This window comes from Kitasatospora sp. NPDC085879, assembly GCF_040686255.1.
Taxonomy (GTDB): Bacteria; Actinomycetota; Actinomycetes; order Streptomycetales; family Streptomycetaceae; genus Kitasatospora.
On the sequence record NZ_JBFBJZ010000024.1, the window covers coordinates 50,413 to 66,592 of the forward strand.

The following is a 16,180-nucleotide window of genomic DNA, read 5'->3' on the forward strand; positions in this document are numbered from 1 at the left end:
TCATCGGGTGGCGGCGGCGGACGAGGAGACCTCCTCGGCCCCGCGCGGGGCGATCAGTGGGACGACCACCCGGACCGGCGGCTCGGCCGGGACGGGGAAGCCGGGGTTGACGCCGCCCGCCGCGGTGACGCCGCTCGGCCGGAGCAGCACCTTGACGGTCAGCAGCAGGATGCGCAGGTCGAGCAGGAGCGAGCGGTGCGCGATGTACCAGAGGTCGAGCTCGATGCGCTCCGGCCAGGTGATCGAGTTGCGGCCCTTGACCTGGGCCCAGCCGGTGAGCCCGGGGCGGACGGCGAGCCTGCCGCGCTGGTGGTCGGAGTAGTGGACGACCTGCTCGGGCAGGGTCGGCCGGGGGCCGATGACGCCCATCTCGCCGAGGGCGACGTTCCACAGCTGGGGCAGTTCGTCGAGGCTGGTGGTGCGCAGGAAGCGGCCGAGCCGGGTGATCCGTGGTGCGTCCGGCTCATCGGCGTAACGTTTCTCCCGCATGGTGCGGAACTTGAGGATGTCGAACTCCTTGCCGTGCCGGCCGGTCCGGGTCTGCCGGAACAGCACCGGGCCGCCCGTCGTGCAGCGGATCAGCACGACGATCAGCAGGCCGAGCGGGACCGCGACGATCCCGGCCGCGGCGGCGATCAGCAGATCACCGCCGCGCCTGATACCTCCCCCAACACGCTGCATGCTCTCCCCCCAACGGGTGTGGTGGTGTGCGGGCCCCTCAGCCGACCGTCCAGGGCAGCCCCCTGGCCCCGGCCACGGCCGCGTAGGTCTCCAGCGAGACCCGGGCCACCGCACGCTGGTCGAACTCGGCGAGCGCCCGCGCGCGGGCCGCCTCGCCGAGCCGCGCACGCAGGTCCGGCTCGGTGAGGAGCCGGTCCAGCGCCGTGGTGAGTGCCCGGGCGTCGCCGGGCGGTGCGAGCAGCAGGTGCTCGCCGTCGGTGCCGATCTCCCGGCAGCCTCGTATGTCGCTCAGCACCATCGGCAGACCGCCCGCCGCGGCCTCCATGGCGGAGCGCGAGAAGCCCTCGCGGTAGGACGGCAGGACGAACACGTCCAGCGCCGCGTACAGCTCCGGCATGTCGGAGCGGGCGCCCGGGAACTCGACGCCGTACTCGGCGCCGGCCAGCGCGTCCGGCTTGTCCGGGTCGGGCGGCCCGATCCAGACGAAGCGGGCCTTGCCGGCCAGTGCCCGCGCGGCCTCCGCGAACTCCCGGATGCCCTTCTCGGCGACCTGCCGGCCGACCCCGCCGACCAGCAGCTCGCCGACGCCGACGCCGAGTTCGGCCCGCACCCGGGCGCGGTCGGCCGGGCGGACGGCGGTGAACCGGGTGAGGTCCACGCCGTTGCCCACCACCCGCGAGCGGTACCGGGGCACCGCGCGGGCGAGGGTCCGCCGGTCCTCGGCGTTCTGGTACAGCTCCGCGTGCGAGAACCGGCCCGCCAGCGCCTCCGCGCCGAGCACGAAGGCCCGCTTGGCCAGCGGGTCGTGGGCCTGCGCCCACAGGCCGTGGCAGGTGTTCACCACCACCGGCACCCCGGCCAGCCGGCCGAGGATCCGGCCGAGCACACCGGTCTTCGGGTTGTGGGTGTGCAGCACGTCCGGCTCGATCCGGCGCAGCACCGCCAGCAGCTCCCGCCCGGCCGCCGCGTCCGCCCGCGGGTGCCAGGCGCGGGTCAGCGCGTGCAGCGGCTCGTGCCGCACCCCGATCGCCTCCAGCTGCCGCACGTAGGGGCCGGGCGCGCTGATGCCGTAGGTCTCGAAGCCGGCCTCCAGGTCGACCTTGAGCTCGGTGGCCAGCAGCAGCTGCAGGCTCATGTCGACGGTGGTCAGGTGGGCGACCCGCAGCGGTCGGCCGCCTGGGCCGCGCAACCGGGGCCGGGGCTCGGACGTCTGCCGGGGCTCAGGCACGGGCGCCCACCGCCTTGGCGGCGGCCACGATCCGGGCGTAGGCCCGCTCCGGGACCAGCCGGCCGTACAGCTTGGCGCGGAAGAAGTCGATCGGGTCGGTGCGGCGGACGGGCACCCGGCAGAACCGGGCCGGGTCCGAGCCGGGCAGGTTGCGGCCGACCTCGCCGGTCGCGGCCGTCCGGAACCGGGCGCGCAGCGCCACCGCCATGTGCGGCACCGGCACGCCCCAGGTGTAGGCGAAGTGCCGCGGCCGGGCGCCGAGGTGCTCCTCGACGTCGTCGTTGCAGCCGTCCAGCTCGGCCGTGGTCAGCAGGACCGGCCGGGCGTGGGTGCGGGTGTGGTTGGCGACGGTGCACAGGCCCGAGTCGGCCATCTCGCGCAGCTGGGCCCAGCCGAGCCCGGGCGCGGCCGGCCCCTTCGCGGTGGAGCCCTCCCAGCGCATCTCACCGCCGACGTGGCCGCTGGCCAGGTAGACGGTGAACGGCAGGCCGCGCTCCTTGAGCAGCGGCCATGCCCGCTCGTACACGTCGGAGAAGCCGTCGTCGAAGGTGAGCACCGTGCTGGGGGTGCGGCGGCCGGCCGCCAGCCGGTCGGTCGCCTCGTCGATGGAGACCACCCGGCCGGGCGGCAGGTCGGCGAGCAGGTCGAGCTGGGCGGTGAAGTCGGCGGTGGCGACGTCGAGCTCGTCCGCGGTGCCGCCGCCGATCCGGTGGTAGATGAGGTACGTCGCGCCCTCGCCCGGCACGGAGCCGGTGGCGCGGGCCAGGCCGCGCTTGAGCGTGGTGCGGAATCCTCCGGCAGCCGCGGGCGCGGCGGTCGTCCCCATCGTTCTCCCCTCCGCGGCGCCCTCCCCGGCGCCGTCCGACCGGCCCCTGCCCGGCGGTGTCGCGGTCCGGGCGGGAACCACAGTAGGGGGAAGTGTGGGGCTGCTGCCCGAGAAATGTGAAAGAAGCGGGTAGGTGGGCCGAAAAGCGGCCCGTTCGGTCATTCCCGGGCCCTCTTCGGCCGGAATGGGGTGGCGTCGACCGGAAAGGCGCGGTGCGCCGGGACATTCCGTCCGGCATTCGGACGGTGCGGCTTTCGGAGCGCGAATTGCGCCCCGCGTCAGCCGACCCGGGCGGGCCCGCGCAGGACGGCCACCGCGACGCGCGCCAGCACCACCACACCGGCGGCGAGGCAGCCGGCCACGGCCATCGCCCAGGCCGGTCCACCGGTGTCCGGCACCAGTACGGCCACCAGGATGCCCACCGCGATGCAGGCCGCCCCGACCGCCGTGAGCAGCAGCTTGTGGCGCTCCAGCGCGCATCCGCTCCACATCCGCGCCCAGCGAGTCAGCGACTCGTGACGATCCGTGTGCACCATGTCCTCCACGCTACTCGAGCGCCCTGCCGCGGGCACACCGCCAGTCTCCACGAGTACGCCGGAACGGCGCCCGCGCACGCCGGAGAAATTTCGCCGAGGGCCGTACAACCATCCGTCGGACCCGATGGTCTCCATTACATTGAGCGATCCAGGAGCCGTCCGCGGCCGGGCAGGGAGTCCCCGGCGGCGGACCGGATCACACCGGGGGCGGAGCCGCCGCACCCGGGGTCGGAGGCCGGGCTCCGCCTGCCGACGGTACCGCCACGCCGCGCTGCGGCGACCGAGGGGGGAACCGCGTGCCGTACTCCGAGTCCACGACCGTCGGCGCTTCGACGAGCGTCGGCACCCCGTCGACCACGTCCGTCCTGCGCGATCCGGTGCACGCCCGCGGCCGGGGGCCGGTGCGGGACCGCGGCAGCTGGCTGCGCCTCACCCCGGCCCAGCCGCTCTTCCGGGCCCGGGCCGCCCAGCGGCTCGCCGTCCTCGCCTACCACGGGGTCACCGACCCGCGCTCCTTCGGCGCCCAGCTGGACCGGCTGCGCCGGCTCGCCAACCCCGTCTCGCTCACCGAGGTCGAGCGGGCCGTCACGGAGGGGCGTCCGCTGCCGCCGCGGTCCGTACTGATCACCTTCGACGACGCCGACCGCTCCGTCTTCACCCACGCCCTGCCGATGCTCGCCGCCCGCGGCATCCCCGCCGCCGCCTTCGTGATCGCCGAGCTGATCGGCACCGACCGCCCGTTCTGGTGGCACGAGGCCGCCTACCTCGCCCGGCACGGCGGCCGGGCCCGCCTGCTGCCCGGCGGGCCGCCCGGACGGCTGCTCGCCCGGCTGCGCGAACTGCCCGACCCGGACCGCCGCCGCTGCCTGCAGGAACTGCGGGTCAGCGCCGACCGGCGGCCGCCGCGGCAGGAGCAGCTGCGGCCCGATGACCTGCGGGCCCTGCGGGCCGCCGACGTCGCCATCGGCAACCACACCCTCGGACACCCCTCGCTCGGGCGCTGCGACGACTCGACCGTGCACACCGAGATCACCGCCGCCCACATGGCACTCACCCAGTGGCTCGGCGAGGCACCCACCGCCTTCGCCTACCCGGACGGGGGGTACGACCCGCGGGCGGACGCGGTACTGCGCCGCCTCGGCTACCGGCTCGGCTTCCTCTCCGACCACCGGCTCGGGCCCCGGCTGCCGGCCCACCCGCTGCGGATCAGCCGCCTGCAGGTGGACTCCACGACCGGGACGCGCCGCTTCGACACCATCCTGTCCGGCCTGGAGCCGGCGGTGCAGCGGCTGCGCGGCGCGGCGGTGTGACCTACGGCAGGGGCGCGCGGGGGCACCTCCACCACGCGTCCCCGCTCTCCTCCGTCAATCGCTGAGAAGCCGGGTGCGGAGGGCTGCGACGAGGGCCGGGTCGGCGTTCAGGCGGGTGGCGGCGTAGTCGGTGACGGAGCCGTAGCGGTCGGCCAGGCCGGCAAGGAAGCGGCGCATGATCCCCGCCGGGGCGCGGCCGTAGCCCGGCCAGACGAGGGTGAGGTCCGGGTGGCGGGCGTGCCATTCGGCGACCAGGCGGGCGGTGGCGTCCTCGGTGCGGGCGAAGTCGGTGAGGACGTCCTCCTCCGGGACGCCCAGCAGGGTCAGCACCAGGGCCGCCACGATGCCCGTCCGGTCCTTGCCCGAGTAGCAGTGGAAGACCAGCGGCGCGTCCGCCTCGGCGATCACCCGGAGCACCCGGGCCAGCTCGTCCGCACCGTCCTCGGCCACCTCGGCGTAGCGCTCGGCCAGGTAGACGCCCGGGTCGACCTCGGGGCCGAGTGCGGCCTGGTCGTACGGGCGGTGCTCGATCGACAGGTTGTGGAAGGTCAGCCCGGGGAGTTCCGGGACGCGGGCGGTCTGCGCGATCTCCCACGGGTAGCGCAGGTCGATCACCGTGCGGACGCCCAGGGCCTCGAAGCGGGCCAGGTCCGGGCCGTCCAGCTTGCCGAGCGAATCGGAGCGGAAGAGCAGTCCGGGCCGGAGGACGCGGCCGTCGGCCGTCCGATGGCCGCCGAGGTCGCGGAAGTTGCACAGCCGGTCGAACACGGTCGTGTCGGTCATGCCGTCACCCTACGAACCGGCCCGTCACCGCGGGCCGGAACGGGCGGATCCGCCGGTCAGCGGACGGGCACGCCGCGCGAGACCAGACGGCCCTCGGCGTAGCGGGCCGCGGCCTCGGCGAGCGCCGACGGGCGGCCGCTGTGCAGCACGGTCAGGGTGCCCCGGCCGGCGGGCAGGCCGCGGCCGTCGAGGCGGCGCAGGGCCTGGGCGGCCACCGCGTCCGCGGAGCCGTACAGCCGAAGGCCCGGGGCGGCGGTGCCGGCGAGGGCCGCCGTGATCTCGTCCCTGACCAGTTCGTAGTGGGTGCAGCCGAGGACGACCTCGGTGGTGCCCGCCGGGGTACGGCCCGCGGCGTCCGCGACGGCGGCCCCGACGGCGGCCCGGTCGCCGCGCTCCACGGCGTCGGCGAGGCCCGGGCAGGCGACCTCCGTGATGTCGGCGCCGCCGCCGAACTCGGCGATCAGCCCGCGCTGGTAGGCGCTGCCGGTGGTGGCCGGGGTGGCCCAGATCGCGACCCGGCCGCGGGCCGCCGCGGCCGGCTTGATCGCCGGGACGGTGCCGATCACCGGCAGCCCGGGCTCCAGCTCCGCCCGCAGCCGGGCGAGACCGTGCACGGAGGCGGTGTTGCAGGCGACGATCAGGGCGTGCGGTTCGAGCGCCGCCGCGGCTCGGGCACAGGCCAGGGCGTGCTCGGCGATGTCCTCCGGGGTGCGCGGCCCCCACGGCATGCCGTCGGGGTCGGAGGACAGCACCAGGTCCGCGTCGGGGCGCAGCGTACGCAGGGCGGCGGCGGCCGCGAGCAGTCCGAGTCCGGAGTCCACCAGTGCGATCTTCACGGGGCACGACTCTACCGAACCGCTCCGCACGGGAACCGCTGCGGACGGGCGGCGGTGCGGCAGACTGCCGGGGTGACCGTGCTGCTGTGGGTGTCCGCGGTGTCCCTGGCGACCTGGGTGTGGCTGGCCTGCTGCCACGGCCTGTTCTGGCGGACCGACCAGCGGCTGCCGCCGCGGCCCGCACCCCGCCGGTGGCCGTCGGTGGCGGTCGTCGTGCCCGCCCGGGACGAGGCCGCCGTGCTGCCGCACTCGCTGCCCGGCCTGCTCGCCCAGAAGTACCCCGGCGCCGCCCGGGTGATCCTCGTCGACGACCACAGCACGGACGGCACCGGGGCGCTCGCCGCCTGCCTCGGCGAGGACGGCGGGCTGCCGCTGGAGGTGACCTCCCCTCCCCCGCTGCCGGCCGGCTGGACGGGCAAGCTGTGGGCGCTGCGGCACGGCGTCGAACTCGCCGGGGACACCGACTTCCTGCTGCTCACCGACGCCGACATCGCGCACGGGCCCACGCTGCTCGCCGATCTCGTCGCGGCCGCCGAGGCGGGCGGCCTGGACCTGGTGTCGCAGATGGCCCGGCTGCGGGTGGAGACCCGCTGGGAGCGGCTGATCGTCCCGGCCTTCGTGTACTTCTTCGCCCAGCTGTACCCCTTCCGGTGGAGCAACCGGCCCGGGTCCCGCACCGCGGCGGCGGCGGGCGGCTGCACGCTGGTGCGGCGGGAGGCACTGGAACGGGCCGGCGGCGTCGCCGCGATCCGCGGGGCCGTCATCGACGACGTCAACCTCGCACGGGCGGTCAAACGGACCGGCGGGCGCACCTGGCTCGGGCTCGCTGAGCAGGTCGACAGCGTGCGGCCCTACCCGCGGCTGGCGGAACTGTGGCGGATGGTGTCGCGCAGCGCCTACGCGCAGCTGCGGTACTCGCCGGTTCTGCTGGCGGGGACGGTCCTGGGGCTGGCCCTGGTCTACCTGGTGCCGGTGGTGGCGGTGGCCGCGGGGCTGGCCGGCGGGTCGGCGGCGGTCACGGCGCTCGGCGGGGCCGCCTGGGCGGTCATGGCGGGGACCTTCGTGCCGATGGAGCGGTACTACGGGCGGCCGTGGCCGGAGGCACTGCTGCTGCCGTTCACCGCGGGCCTCTACCTGCTGATGACGGTGGACTCGGCGGTCCAGCACTGGCGCGGCCGAGGAGCGGCCTGGAAGGGCCGCACGTACGGCTAGGGGCCACGACGAACAGGAGCGACGGGATTCGGGGCACCAACAGGGGCGCGTGGGGAGGTGCCCCACGCGCCCCTGGGGTGACCCGTGCGTCAGGCGGAGAGGCGCTGGGCCTGCTCGGCGACGCGGCGGCCGAGGTGCTCGGCGGTGGCCAGGTCGGACTTGTGCATGGCGTCGGCGCCCTGGTCGCCGTTGGACTGGGCGGCGGCGCCCAGCCAGACGCCGAGGCGGTTGAGGTCGAACTCGGAGGCGGTGGACTTGTTCCAGCCGGGCAGCAGGCCGAGGTTGACCCACATCATGCTGTGCTGGGCGGCGAAGATGGAGAGCGACTGCAGGGCGTGCAGCTTGTCGCCGCTCTTGGCACCGGAGTTGACGAAGCCGGCGGCCAGCTTGTCCTTCCACTGCTGCTGCATCCAGCGGCCGCTCGTCTTCTCGACGAAGGTGCGGAAGGCGGCGGAGACGTCGCCCAGGTAGGTCGGCGAGCCGAAGATGATGGCGTCGGCGGCGTCCAGCTGGGCCCACTGCTCGTCGGTGATCTGGTCGACGGCGATCAGGTGGACGGTGGTGCCGGCGACCTCCTCCGCGCCCTGGCGGACGAACTCGGCCTGCCGGGCGGTGTGGCCGTAGCCGCTGTGGTAGGCGATGGCGACGCTGATCTCGCGTGACATGCTGTCAGATCCCTTGGATAGACGGAGTGCAGAGCGGTCGTCGCGCGCTGCGCCCGCGAACGACCCGACGATGTGATGCTCGCAGCTGCGGCGACACCGCGACAACGCCGATCGACGGGTTCGATCACTGGGAATGACCGGACGGCCGCCGAGTGTTGCCGTGCGGACCGGGCGGGGCCGGCCCTCAGCGCCCGAGCAGGCGCAGGGCGGCGGGCTTGGCGAACTCGTACCTGGTCATCTGTTCGAGGTCGCGGAGCCAGCGGGCGGGGCCGGGCGGGGCGGCGAGCACCTCGAGGTAGAGCTGCTCGAAGGCGCCGGCGACGCTCTCCAGGGAGAACCGGCCGACCACCCAGTCCCGTCCCCAGCGGCCGAGTTCGGTGCGGCGGCCGGGGTCGTTCAGCAGGCCGCGGAGCTGTTCGGCGAGCGGGCCCGGGTCGCGGCTGCCGTCGCCGAAGCCGTACATGCAGCGGGAGGCGTGCGGTTCGACGAGCGGGCCGGGTTCGTGGACGGCGGTGTAGCCGGCCGCGCCGTGGACGACGACGGGCTTGGCGAAGGCGAGGCCGCGCAGGGCGGAGCCGCCCATGCCGAGGACGACGTCGGCGGCGTCGTAGGCGGGCCGGGGGTCGGCCATCTGGCCGGGGACGAGGACGGCTTCGCGGCCGAGGGCGGCGTTCGCCTCGGCGGCGCGGGCGCGCAGCCTTTCGTGGCTGGGGCCGGTGCCGACGATCGCGAGGCGGATCCGGGGGTCGTCGAGGGCACGGACGGCGTCGACGGTGAGTTCGGCGCCGGCGTCCTTCTCCAGGTCGGGGACCAGGCGGGTGACGATGGCGAGCAGCAGTTCCTCGTCGTCGATGCCGAGTCCGCGGCGCCAGGCGGTGCCGTCGGCCGTGCCGGGGGCGTCCGTCCCGGTGTTGACGGGCGGTTCGACGAGCCGGACGTCGCGGTGGCCGAAGGCCCGGCCGTCGCCCATCAGGGCGCCGAGGCCGAGCACCAGCGGCTGGTGGCGGGGCAGGCCGCGCAGCATCCGGATGCCGTAGAAGGTGGTGACGACGGGGAGGCGGCCGAGCCGGCCGGGGCCGAAGTAGGCGTTGCGGGCGGCCCGGACCTCCCAGGCGTGGATCAGTTCGCTGCCGTGGTCGAGGGCCAGTCTCTGCATCCGGCGGCGGACTTCGCCGTGCGGGGTGTCCGGGTCGCCGGCCACCGTGATGTCCAGGCCGTGGCCGGCGGCGACGTCGACCAGTGGTGCGTCGCCGGCCACGCCCTGGGCGAAGAGCACCGGGTCGTGGCCGCGGTCGCGCAGGGTGCGGGCGATGTCGACGGCGTTCAGCTGTGCCCCGCCGAGGGCCAGGTTGTTGAGGTGCACGAGCACCCGGACGGGTCTCACCGCGGTCACTCCTCCCAGTGGTGCGGCACGAAGACCGGCGCGGCCAGCACCACGGCGCGCGGCGGGGTGTCCAGCACGGGGCCGAACACGTCGAACTGTCCGACGGAGTGCCAGCTCATCAGGGTGCCGCCGTCGGTCTTGCCGATGGAGTAGACGCCCGCCCAGAGGGTGTAGCGGCCGCGGGGCAGCGGGAGGCGGGGGATGACGCAGGCGACGTGGTGGTCGTCGCCGGTGAGCCGGATCTCGTGGCTGATCTGGAAGATCGGGCTGGAGGTGCCCTCGCTGACGCCGAGGTGCAGAGTGGCGTCGCCCCGGTAGTCGCCGCCGAGGGTGAGTTCGACCGTCATCGGCTCGTCGGTGGTGAGGTTCTCCCGGTCCTCGCCGGTCATCTCGTACTTGAGGAGCTGGAGCGGTTCGCCGGTGCGGGCGGAGGCCTCGGACTGGGCCTCGATGGAGTCGCGGTAGCCGGCCAGGGCGTCCTTGATCCCGGCGTCGACCCGGACGGTGCCCTGCTCCAGCCAGACGCCGCGGCGGCAGATGGACTGCACGGCGGGCAGGTCGTGGGAGACGAAGACGATGGTGGTGCCCTGTTCGGCGACCTCGCGCATCCGGTCGAGGCAGCGCTGCTGGAAGACCGCGTCGCCGACGGCGAGCACCTCGTCGACCAGCAGGACGTGCGGCTCCAGGTAGGCGGCGACGGCGAAGCCGAGCCGCATCTGCATGCCGGAGGAGTAGAACTTGACCTGCCGGTCGATGGCGCCGCCGAGCCGGGCGAACTCGACGATGTCGTCGAAGCGGCCGGCGACCTCGCGGCGCTTGAGGCCGAGCAGCGCGCCGAAGAGGTAGACGTTCTCCCGGCCGGTGAGGTCGGGGTGGATACCGGCCCGGATCTCGATCAGTGCGCCGATCCGGCCGCGGACGTCGATGATCCCGCCGTACGGGTACATCACCCGGGTCAGCATCTTCAGCAGGGTGGACTTGCCGGAGCCGTTGGAGCCGATCAGGCCGACGGACTCGCCGGGTTCGATGTGCAGGTTGATGTCGCGCAGCGCCCAGCGCCAGTCCTCGCCACGGCCGCCGCGCAGCCGGCGGGCCATGGACTCGACCTTGTCGCGCAGCAGCATCCGCTGCTGGTCGGCCTTGAAGCGCTTCCACACGTGCTCGGTGCGGATGGTGCCCAGCTCCAGCTCACGCGACATCGGCGATCCCCGTTTCCAGCTTCTTGAAGAACAGGTAGCCGCCGACCAGGAAGACCAGCGAGGAGACCGCGGCGATGGCGGTGAGGCCGGCGTCGGGGGCCTGGCCGTGGAGCAGGGCACGGCGGTAGCCCTCGATGACGGCGCCGAGCGGGTTGATGCCGCAGTAGATCTCCTGCAGCCGGACGGGGATCCTGGCCAGCGGGTAGGCGACCGGGGTGGCGAAGACGCCCATCTGCGTGATGATCGGCAGCAGGTGGCGGACGTCGCGCAGGTAGACCACGGCGACGGAGAGGATCAGCGCCACGCCGTAGGTGAAGGCGAACTGGATCGCCAGCAGCGGCAGCACCCACAGGGCGGTCGCGGCCGGGGCCGTCCAGGTGGCGAGGAAGAGCAGACCGAGGACGCCGATGCCGATCAGCATGTCGACAGAGGCGACCAGCATGGTGGCGAGCGGGAAGACCTCGCGCGGGCAGTACACCTTGTTGAGCAGGCTGAGGTTGTTGGCGAGGCTCAGCGCGCCCTGGTTCATGGTGTTGCTGAAGAACTGCCAGACGATCAGGCCGACATAGGCGAACAGCGGGTAGGACACCCCGCCGGTGTCGATCTTCACGGCGCGGTGGAAGACCAGGGTGAAGATGGCGCAGAGCGCGAGCGGGGTGAGCACGGCCCAGGCGAAGCCGAGGACGGCCTGCTTGTAGCGGGCCCGCAGGTCGCGTTCGGCGAGGGCGCGGACGAGTTCGCGGGCGGCCCAGAGTTCGCGGGCGGTCTGCGCCGGGCGCAGCCGCCGTTTGAACAGCAGCTCCGGCGGCGGTCCTTCGGGCACGGAGGTTTCGGCCGCCGGCTCCGTTCCACGCCCGTCGACGACCTGCGCGCTGTGTCCCCCCACGGGCCCCCGCCCTCTCGCATGTGGCTGCCGGTGGGCCGCAGCTCAGGAGGTGCGGCCCGGGCGTCCCACTCTGGCACAAGGTGTGCACGCCAGGGGCTGGTTCGGTGAAGGTGGGCCGGTGGACGAAGGGCGGCGGGAGGCGGGGAGGGCGGGGACGGCTCAGCGGTGTTCGACGAGGGTGTCCATGGCGTCCGGCATCCGCTCGACGCCGCCGGCGCCGGTGGGCGAGGTACGGCCGGTGCCGACCAGGACGGTGGGGACCTCGGTGATGTGGTTGCGGGCCATCTGCTCGGGGGCGTCGGCGACCAGCCGGTCGACCTCCGCGGAGCGCCAGGCGGCCCGGAAGGCCGCGGTGTCGAGACCCTGGGTGAGCGCCCAGGCGGCGGCGCCGGACTCGGTGGTGAGGTCGGCGTGCCGCTCGCGGACGGCCCGGAAGACCTCGGCCTGCAGCCGGTCGACGGCGCCGAGCCGCTCCAGCGTGTAGTAGAGCCGGGCGTGGCCGAGCTGGCGCTGCTCGTCGGGGCCGCCGCGCCAGACGGCGGGGACGCGGCGCAGCACCACGTCGTCGCGGTGCCGGGCGGCCCAGCTCTCCAGCGGCTGCTCGAACTGGGCGCAGTGCTTGCAGCCGTACCAGAAGAACTCGACGGCCTCCTGGCGCTGGGCGGCGGTGCGCTGCGGGTGGCCGGGGTGCAGGGCGTGCGCGCCCTCGCGCGGGGTGTCCGGGGCGGCGGCCCCGGCGGTGCCAGGGGCGATCGCGGCGGTGGCGGCGAGCAGGGCGGTGGCGGTGCGCAGCAGCTTCACGGACGCCAGCCTGGCAGTGACGGAGTGTCAGGTGCCAGCGGACGGCGGGCCGGTGCGGGTGGATTCGCCCGATCGGCCGATCGGTCGGCCGCATGGCCGACCGATCGGACGCGGCCGGTCAGGCCTCGGGGGCGTGCTCGGGCTTGGTCAGGGCGGCGCGGTCGGGTGCGGCGGCCGGCCGGGGCAGCACGGGCGGGTCGGCGGGCTCCTCCGCGGGGGCCTCGACGGCGGCGGCCGGGGCGGGCGCGGTTGCGGTGGGGGCCGGGGCGGTTGCGGCGGCGGCCTTGGCGGCGCCGGCGTCGAAGAAGCGCAGCAGCTCGACCGGGAAGGGCAGCACCAGGGTGGAGTTCTTCTCGGCGGCGACCTCGACGACGGTCTGCAGCAGGCGCAGTTGCAGGGCGGCCGGGGTGGCGTCCATGACGCTCGCGGCCTCGGCGAGCTTGGCGGCGGCCTGGAACTCGCCGTCGGCGGTGATGATGCGGGCGCGGCGCTCGCGGTCGGCCTCGGCCTGGCGGGCCATCGAGCGCTTCATCGAGTCGGGCAGCGCGACGTCCTTGATCTCGACCCGGTCGATGTGCACGCCCCAGCCGACGGCGGGGCTCTCCAGCAGGAGTTCGAGGCCGCGGTGGAGGTTCTCCCGGCCGGAGAGCAGGTCGTCGAGCTCGCTCTTGCCGATGATCGAGCGCAGCGAGGTCTGGGCGACCTGGGACATCGCGAACATGTAGTTCTGCACGTCGACGGTGGCCCGGATCGGCTCGATCACCCGGAAGTAGACGACGGCGTCGACCCGGACGGAGACGTTGTCCCGGGTGATGCCCTCCTGGGCGGGCACCGGCATGGTGATGACCTGGACGTTGACCTTGCGCATCCGGTCGACCAGCGGGATCAGCAGGGTCGGGCCGGGGCCGCGGACCTGCCCGCGGACCTGGCCGAGCCGGAACACCACGCCGCGCTCGTACTGCTGGACGATGCGGACCCCGGTGAGCAGCCAGAGCAGGCCGAGTCCGACGATGATCGCGAGTACTGCCATCGCGCACCTTCCCCCGTCGCGGCGCAGCCGGGCCGGGTCCGGGGTGGCCCTGTCGCGCGGGTGCGAGCCGCGCAGGCCAGTATGCGCGCACGGGTGGGCGGTTCGCAGGCCGGGGGGCGGATCCGGCGGTGCGTCAGTTCCGGAGGCGGCGCCGGGCGGTCCCGGCGAGGAGTTGCTGCCAGGCGTCGGTGACGACGGCGAGGTCGAACCGGTCGAGGGCGTGCCGGCGGGCGGCGGCGCCGAGTGCGCCGTGGGCGTCGGCGAGCAGTCTGTCGACGGCGCCGGCGAGGGCGGTGGCGTCGCCGGGCGGGACGAGGGTGCCGGTGATGCCGTCGAGGACGATGTCGCGGACCCAGCCGACGTCGGTGGCGACGGCGGGCAGGCCGGCGAGGGCGGCCTCGACCAGGACGCCGGGCACGCCCTCGCTGTCGCTGGTGAGCAGCAGGGCGTCGGCGGCCCGGTAGAGCGGGGCGGGGTCGGCGAGGGTGCCGAGGAAGCGGGCCCGGCCGGTGGTGTCGCGGGCGGCGGTGGCGGCGCGCAGCGGGCCGTCGCCGGCGAGTGCGAGGTGGACGCCGGGCAGCAGGGCGAGCGCGTCGATCGCCAGGTCGGGGCGCTTCTCGGCGGCGAGGGCGCCGACCCAGGCGAGCAGCGGGCCGTCGGCGGGCAGGCCGAGGGCGGCGCGGGCGGCCTGCCGGTCGGCCTCGTCGGCGGCGGGCGGGTAGCGGTCGGCGGAGCGGCCGTTGGGGATGGTGCGGACGGTGCGGGCGGGCAGCCGGTAGTGGTCGAGCAGGACATCGCGGGCGCCGTCGGAGATGGCGGCGACGGCGGCGGCGCGGCGCAGCAGCAGGCCGGTGCGCAGCCGGCGGGCCGGGGAGGCCGTCCAGTGCCGGGGGTCGCCGATGTTGACGTAGACGAAGGGGGTGCGGCTGCCGAGCAGGGCGGCGGCGCAGGCGGGCAGGGTGGAGGAGCCGTGTGCGACGACGACGTCGGCGCGGCGGGCGGCGGCGCGCAGGGCCCGCAGGGTGGCCGGGTGGTAGCGGGTCGGGCCGAGCGGGCGGGCGTCCTCGGTACCGGGGGCGTCGGGGTGGGGCTGGAGGGAGCGGAGCTCGGAGCGGTGGCCGCGGCGGAGGAGTTCGGCGTGCAGGTCGCGGGCGAGGTTCTGGGCTCCGCGCCGCCGCGGGTCGGTGACCAGGTGCAGGACGGCGGGGTGCGCGGGCTCGGCGGCTGGCATGTGCCGACCCTGGCACAGCGCCGCGGCCGTGCGCAGCCGGTTGGCGGGATCGGGCGGGCGCCGCGGTGGGGTGCGCGCGGCCGGGCCCCGCGGGCCCCTCCTGGCGGAATTCCTGGCGGAGCCGGGCCGGGGCTGGGATGCTGAGCGCCAGTCAGGGCGCGGAACGGACGGGAGACCGGTCGCGCCGGGGTTCCCGGGGGGTCGCTGCTGTGCATGTGCTCTATGTGATCGACAGCCTGCACCGGATCGGCGGTGCCGAGCAGGGGCTGGCGGCGATGGCCCCGCACCTGGTGCGGTCGGGGGTACGGCTGGACGTCGCGTACCTCAAGGAGTCCCCGGACGGCTTCCAGCCGGAGCTGGTGGCGGCGGGCGCGCGGGTGTTCGGAGTGCACGGCTCGGGCCGGGCCGGGCGGGCGGCCGCGCTGCGCCGGCTGGTCCGCGAGCACCGGCCGGACCTGGTGCACACCACGCTGTACGAGTCGGACGTGCTGGGCCGGGCGGCGGCGCTGGCGGCGGGCACGCCGGTGGTGTCGAGCCTGGTCAACTCCTCGTACGGGCCGGAGCACGTGCACGCACGCGGACTGTCGCCGTGGAAGGTGCGGGCGGCGCAGGCGGTGGACGCGGCGACCGCCCAGGGCACCCGGCGGTTCCACGCGCTGACCCGGCACGTCGCCTCGTCGATGGCGCGACGGCTGCGGATCTCCCCGGACCGGATCGACGTGGTGCCGCGCGGCCGCGACCCGCAGCTGCTGGGCTCGGTGACGCCGGAGCGGCGGGCCGCGGTGCGGGCCGCGCTGGGGCTGTCGCAGGACACCCCGGTGGTGCTGGCGGCGGCCCGGCAGCAGTACCAGAAGGGGCTGGACGTGCTGGTGGAGGCGTTCGCCGGGGTGCGCCGGCAGCTGCCGGAGGCGGTGCTGCTGCTGGCGGGAAGCCCGGGCGCCGAGACGGCGCGGCTGGAGGAGCTGGCGGCCCGGGCGGGGCAGGTGCGCTTCCTCGGCCCGCGCGGCGACGTGTACGACCTGATGGCGGCCTCCGACGCGTTCGCGGTGCCCTCCCGCTGGGAGGGGCTGGGCAGTGCGGCGATGGAGGCGATGGGCGTCGGGGTGCCGCTGGTGTGCGCGGACGTGCCGGCGCTGCGGGAGACCGTCGGCTCGCAGGACTACGCGCTGCTGGTGCCGCCGGAGCGGCCGGCCGAGCTGGCGGCGGCGCTGGTCTCGGCGCTGGACGACCGGGCGGCGGCCCGGGTGCGGGTGAAGGCCGCGCGGGCGCGGTTCCTGACGTCCTTCACGCTGGTGCAGGTCTGCGGGCAGATGGTCGGCTTCTACGAGCGCTCGCTGCGCCGGGTGCCGGCCGGCCGGTGAGTCAGGGCGCGTCCTGGGCGAACCCGCCTGCCGCGCCTCGGAGTTGACATGCCACGGAAAGCGGACAAAGCCTCCGGAACCGGTGCAGGCCGCGCGGGAGGGCCGAAAAGCGCCTGCCGAGAATCGCCAAAGCGCTTGCGCCGCAGGTCCGGGAGGGCAAGCATCGCAGGGGGAAGCGGGCAGCCGGGGGGTACGGCGATCCGTGCGAGGC

The 16,180-nt window shown here is 75.2% G+C and carries 16 protein-coding genes; 3 read left to right on the forward strand and 13 right to left on the reverse strand.

All coding sequences use genetic code 11. The annotated features are described in order from the left end of the window. The 4 genes from AB0P35_RS19845 to AB0P35_RS19860 all read right to left on the reverse strand — a co-directional run bounded on the left by AB0P35_RS19845 (position 1) and on the right by AB0P35_RS19860 (position 3,271). Positions 1-681: a sugar transferase gene (locus tag AB0P35_RS19845; RefSeq protein WP_363512213.1), complete on the reverse strand. Its 681-nt coding sequence runs from the start codon at positions 679-681 to the stop codon at positions 1-3. 37 nt (positions 682-718) lie between these two features. Next, positions 719-1,816 carry a glycosyltransferase gene (locus tag AB0P35_RS19850; protein ID WP_363512215.1) on the reverse strand — a complete coding sequence of 366 codons (1,098 nt, stop codon included), beginning with the start codon at positions 1,814-1,816 and terminating at the stop codon, positions 719-721. Between the two features lie 85 nt (positions 1,817-1,901). Next, a complete protein-coding gene (locus AB0P35_RS19855; RefSeq protein ID WP_095876406.1) occupies positions 1,902-2,735 on the reverse strand; it encodes a polysaccharide deacetylase family protein in 834 nt (277 codons plus the stop codon). Positions 2,736-3,013: 278 nt separating this feature from the next. Continuing rightward, positions 3,014-3,271: a hypothetical protein gene (locus tag AB0P35_RS19860; protein ID WP_363512217.1), complete on the reverse strand. Its 258-nt coding sequence runs from the start codon at positions 3,269-3,271 to the stop codon at positions 3,014-3,016. Positions 3,272-3,567: 296 nt separating this feature from the next. On the opposite strand from AB0P35_RS19860, the gene AB0P35_RS19865 reads away from it, so the two are divergent. Continuing rightward, complete coding sequence (locus tag AB0P35_RS19865; protein ID WP_363512219.1) at positions 3,568-4,581, forward strand: polysaccharide deacetylase family protein; 1,014 nt, start codon at positions 3,568-3,570, stop codon at positions 4,579-4,581. Positions 4,582-4,635: 54 nt separating this feature from the next. On the opposite strand, the gene AB0P35_RS19870 is transcribed toward AB0P35_RS19865, so the two are convergent. Beyond that, on the reverse strand, positions 4,636-5,364 hold the full coding sequence (locus AB0P35_RS19870) for a tyrosine-protein phosphatase (RefSeq protein ID WP_363512221.1): 729 nt from the start codon (positions 5,362-5,364) through the stop codon (positions 4,636-4,638). 56 nt (positions 5,365-5,420) lie between these two features. Continuing rightward, positions 5,421-6,200, reverse strand: coding sequence for an aspartate/glutamate racemase family protein (locus AB0P35_RS19875; protein WP_363512223.1), 780 nt, complete (start codon positions 6,198-6,200; stop codon positions 5,421-5,423). Between the two features lie 72 nt (positions 6,201-6,272). On the opposite strand from AB0P35_RS19875, the gene AB0P35_RS19880 reads away from it, so the two are divergent. After that, entirely contained in the window at positions 6,273-7,412 is a 1,140-nt protein-coding gene (locus AB0P35_RS19880) for a glycosyltransferase (RefSeq protein ID WP_363512225.1), read from the forward strand. 89 nt (positions 7,413-7,501) lie between these two features. On the opposite strand, the gene AB0P35_RS19885 is transcribed toward AB0P35_RS19880, so the two are convergent. The 7 genes from AB0P35_RS19885 to AB0P35_RS19915 form a co-directional block, all read right to left on the reverse strand. After that, positions 7,502-8,077 (reverse strand): flavodoxin family protein, encoded by a 576-nt coding sequence (locus AB0P35_RS19885; protein ID WP_095876411.1) that lies wholly within the window; start codon positions 8,075-8,077, stop codon positions 7,502-7,504. Between the two features lie 184 nt (positions 8,078-8,261). Beyond that, positions 8,262-9,461, reverse strand: coding sequence for a glycosyltransferase family 4 protein (locus tag AB0P35_RS19890; protein ID WP_363512227.1), 1,200 nt, complete (start codon positions 9,459-9,461; stop codon positions 8,262-8,264). A 5-nt stretch (positions 9,462-9,466) separates the two neighbouring features. Further along, positions 9,467-10,660 carry an ABC transporter ATP-binding protein gene (locus tag AB0P35_RS19895; RefSeq protein WP_095876413.1) on the reverse strand — a complete coding sequence of 398 codons (1,194 nt, stop codon included), beginning with the start codon at positions 10,658-10,660 and terminating at the stop codon, positions 9,467-9,469. Continuing rightward, positions 10,650-11,546: an ABC transporter permease gene (locus AB0P35_RS19900; protein ID WP_363512229.1), complete on the reverse strand. Its 897-nt coding sequence runs from the start codon at positions 11,544-11,546 to the stop codon at positions 10,650-10,652. Before AB0P35_RS19900 ends, AB0P35_RS19895 begins: the two co-directional genes overlap by 11 nt. A 159-nt stretch (positions 11,547-11,705) precedes the next feature. After that, the gene (locus tag AB0P35_RS19905; RefSeq protein WP_363512231.1) at positions 11,706-12,347 is read right to left on the reverse strand and encodes a thiol:disulfide interchange protein DsbA/DsbL; all 642 of its coding nucleotides are present in this window, start codon (positions 12,345-12,347) and stop codon (positions 11,706-11,708) included. A 118-nt stretch (positions 12,348-12,465) separates the two neighbouring features. Beyond that, a complete protein-coding gene (locus tag AB0P35_RS19910) occupies positions 12,466-13,377 on the reverse strand; it encodes a slipin family protein (RefSeq protein ID WP_363512233.1) in 912 nt (303 codons plus the stop codon). Positions 13,378-13,510: 133 nt separating this feature from the next. Beyond that, positions 13,511-14,608, reverse strand: coding sequence for a glycosyltransferase family 4 protein (locus tag AB0P35_RS19915; RefSeq protein ID WP_363512235.1), 1,098 nt, complete (start codon positions 14,606-14,608; stop codon positions 13,511-13,513). 224 nt (positions 14,609-14,832) lie between these two features. On the opposite strand from AB0P35_RS19915, the gene AB0P35_RS19920 reads away from it, so the two are divergent. Then, positions 14,833-15,969, forward strand: coding sequence for a glycosyltransferase family 4 protein (locus AB0P35_RS19920; protein ID WP_363512237.1), 1,137 nt, complete (start codon positions 14,833-14,835; stop codon positions 15,967-15,969). Positions 15,970-16,180 lie beyond the last annotated feature (211 nt).

Excerpts from the sequence above, each read along its gene's own strand:
- AB0P35_RS19845 (WP_363512213.1), bottom strand. The coding sequence starts at position 681 with ATGCAGCGTGTTGGGGGAGGTATCAGGCGCGGCGGTGATCTGCTGATC.
- AB0P35_RS19850 (WP_363512215.1), bottom strand. The coding sequence starts at position 1,816 with ATGAGCCTGCAGCTGCTGCTGGCCACCGAGCTCAAGGTCGACCTGGAG.
- AB0P35_RS19855 (WP_095876406.1), bottom strand. The coding sequence starts at position 2,735 with ATGGGGACGACCGCCGCGCCCGCGGCTGCCGGAGGATTCCGCACCACG.
- AB0P35_RS19860 (WP_363512217.1), bottom strand. The coding sequence starts at position 3,271 with ATGGTGCACACGGATCGTCACGAGTCGCTGACTCGCTGGGCGCGGATG.
- AB0P35_RS19870 (WP_363512221.1), bottom strand. The coding sequence starts at position 5,364 with ATGACCGACACGACCGTGTTCGACCGGCTGTGCAACTTCCGCGACCTC.
- AB0P35_RS19885 (WP_095876411.1), bottom strand. The coding sequence starts at position 8,077 with ATGTCACGCGAGATCAGCGTCGCCATCGCCTACCACAGCGGCTACGGC.
- AB0P35_RS19895 (WP_095876413.1), bottom strand. The coding sequence starts at position 10,660 with ATGTCGCGTGAGCTGGAGCTGGGCACCATCCGCACCGAGCACGTGTGG.
- AB0P35_RS19910 (WP_363512233.1), bottom strand. The coding sequence starts at position 13,377 with ATGGCAGTACTCGCGATCATCGTCGGACTCGGCCTGCTCTGGCTGCTC.
- AB0P35_RS19915 (WP_363512235.1), bottom strand. The coding sequence starts at position 14,608 with ATGCCAGCCGCCGAGCCCGCGCACCCCGCCGTCCTGCACCTGGTCACC.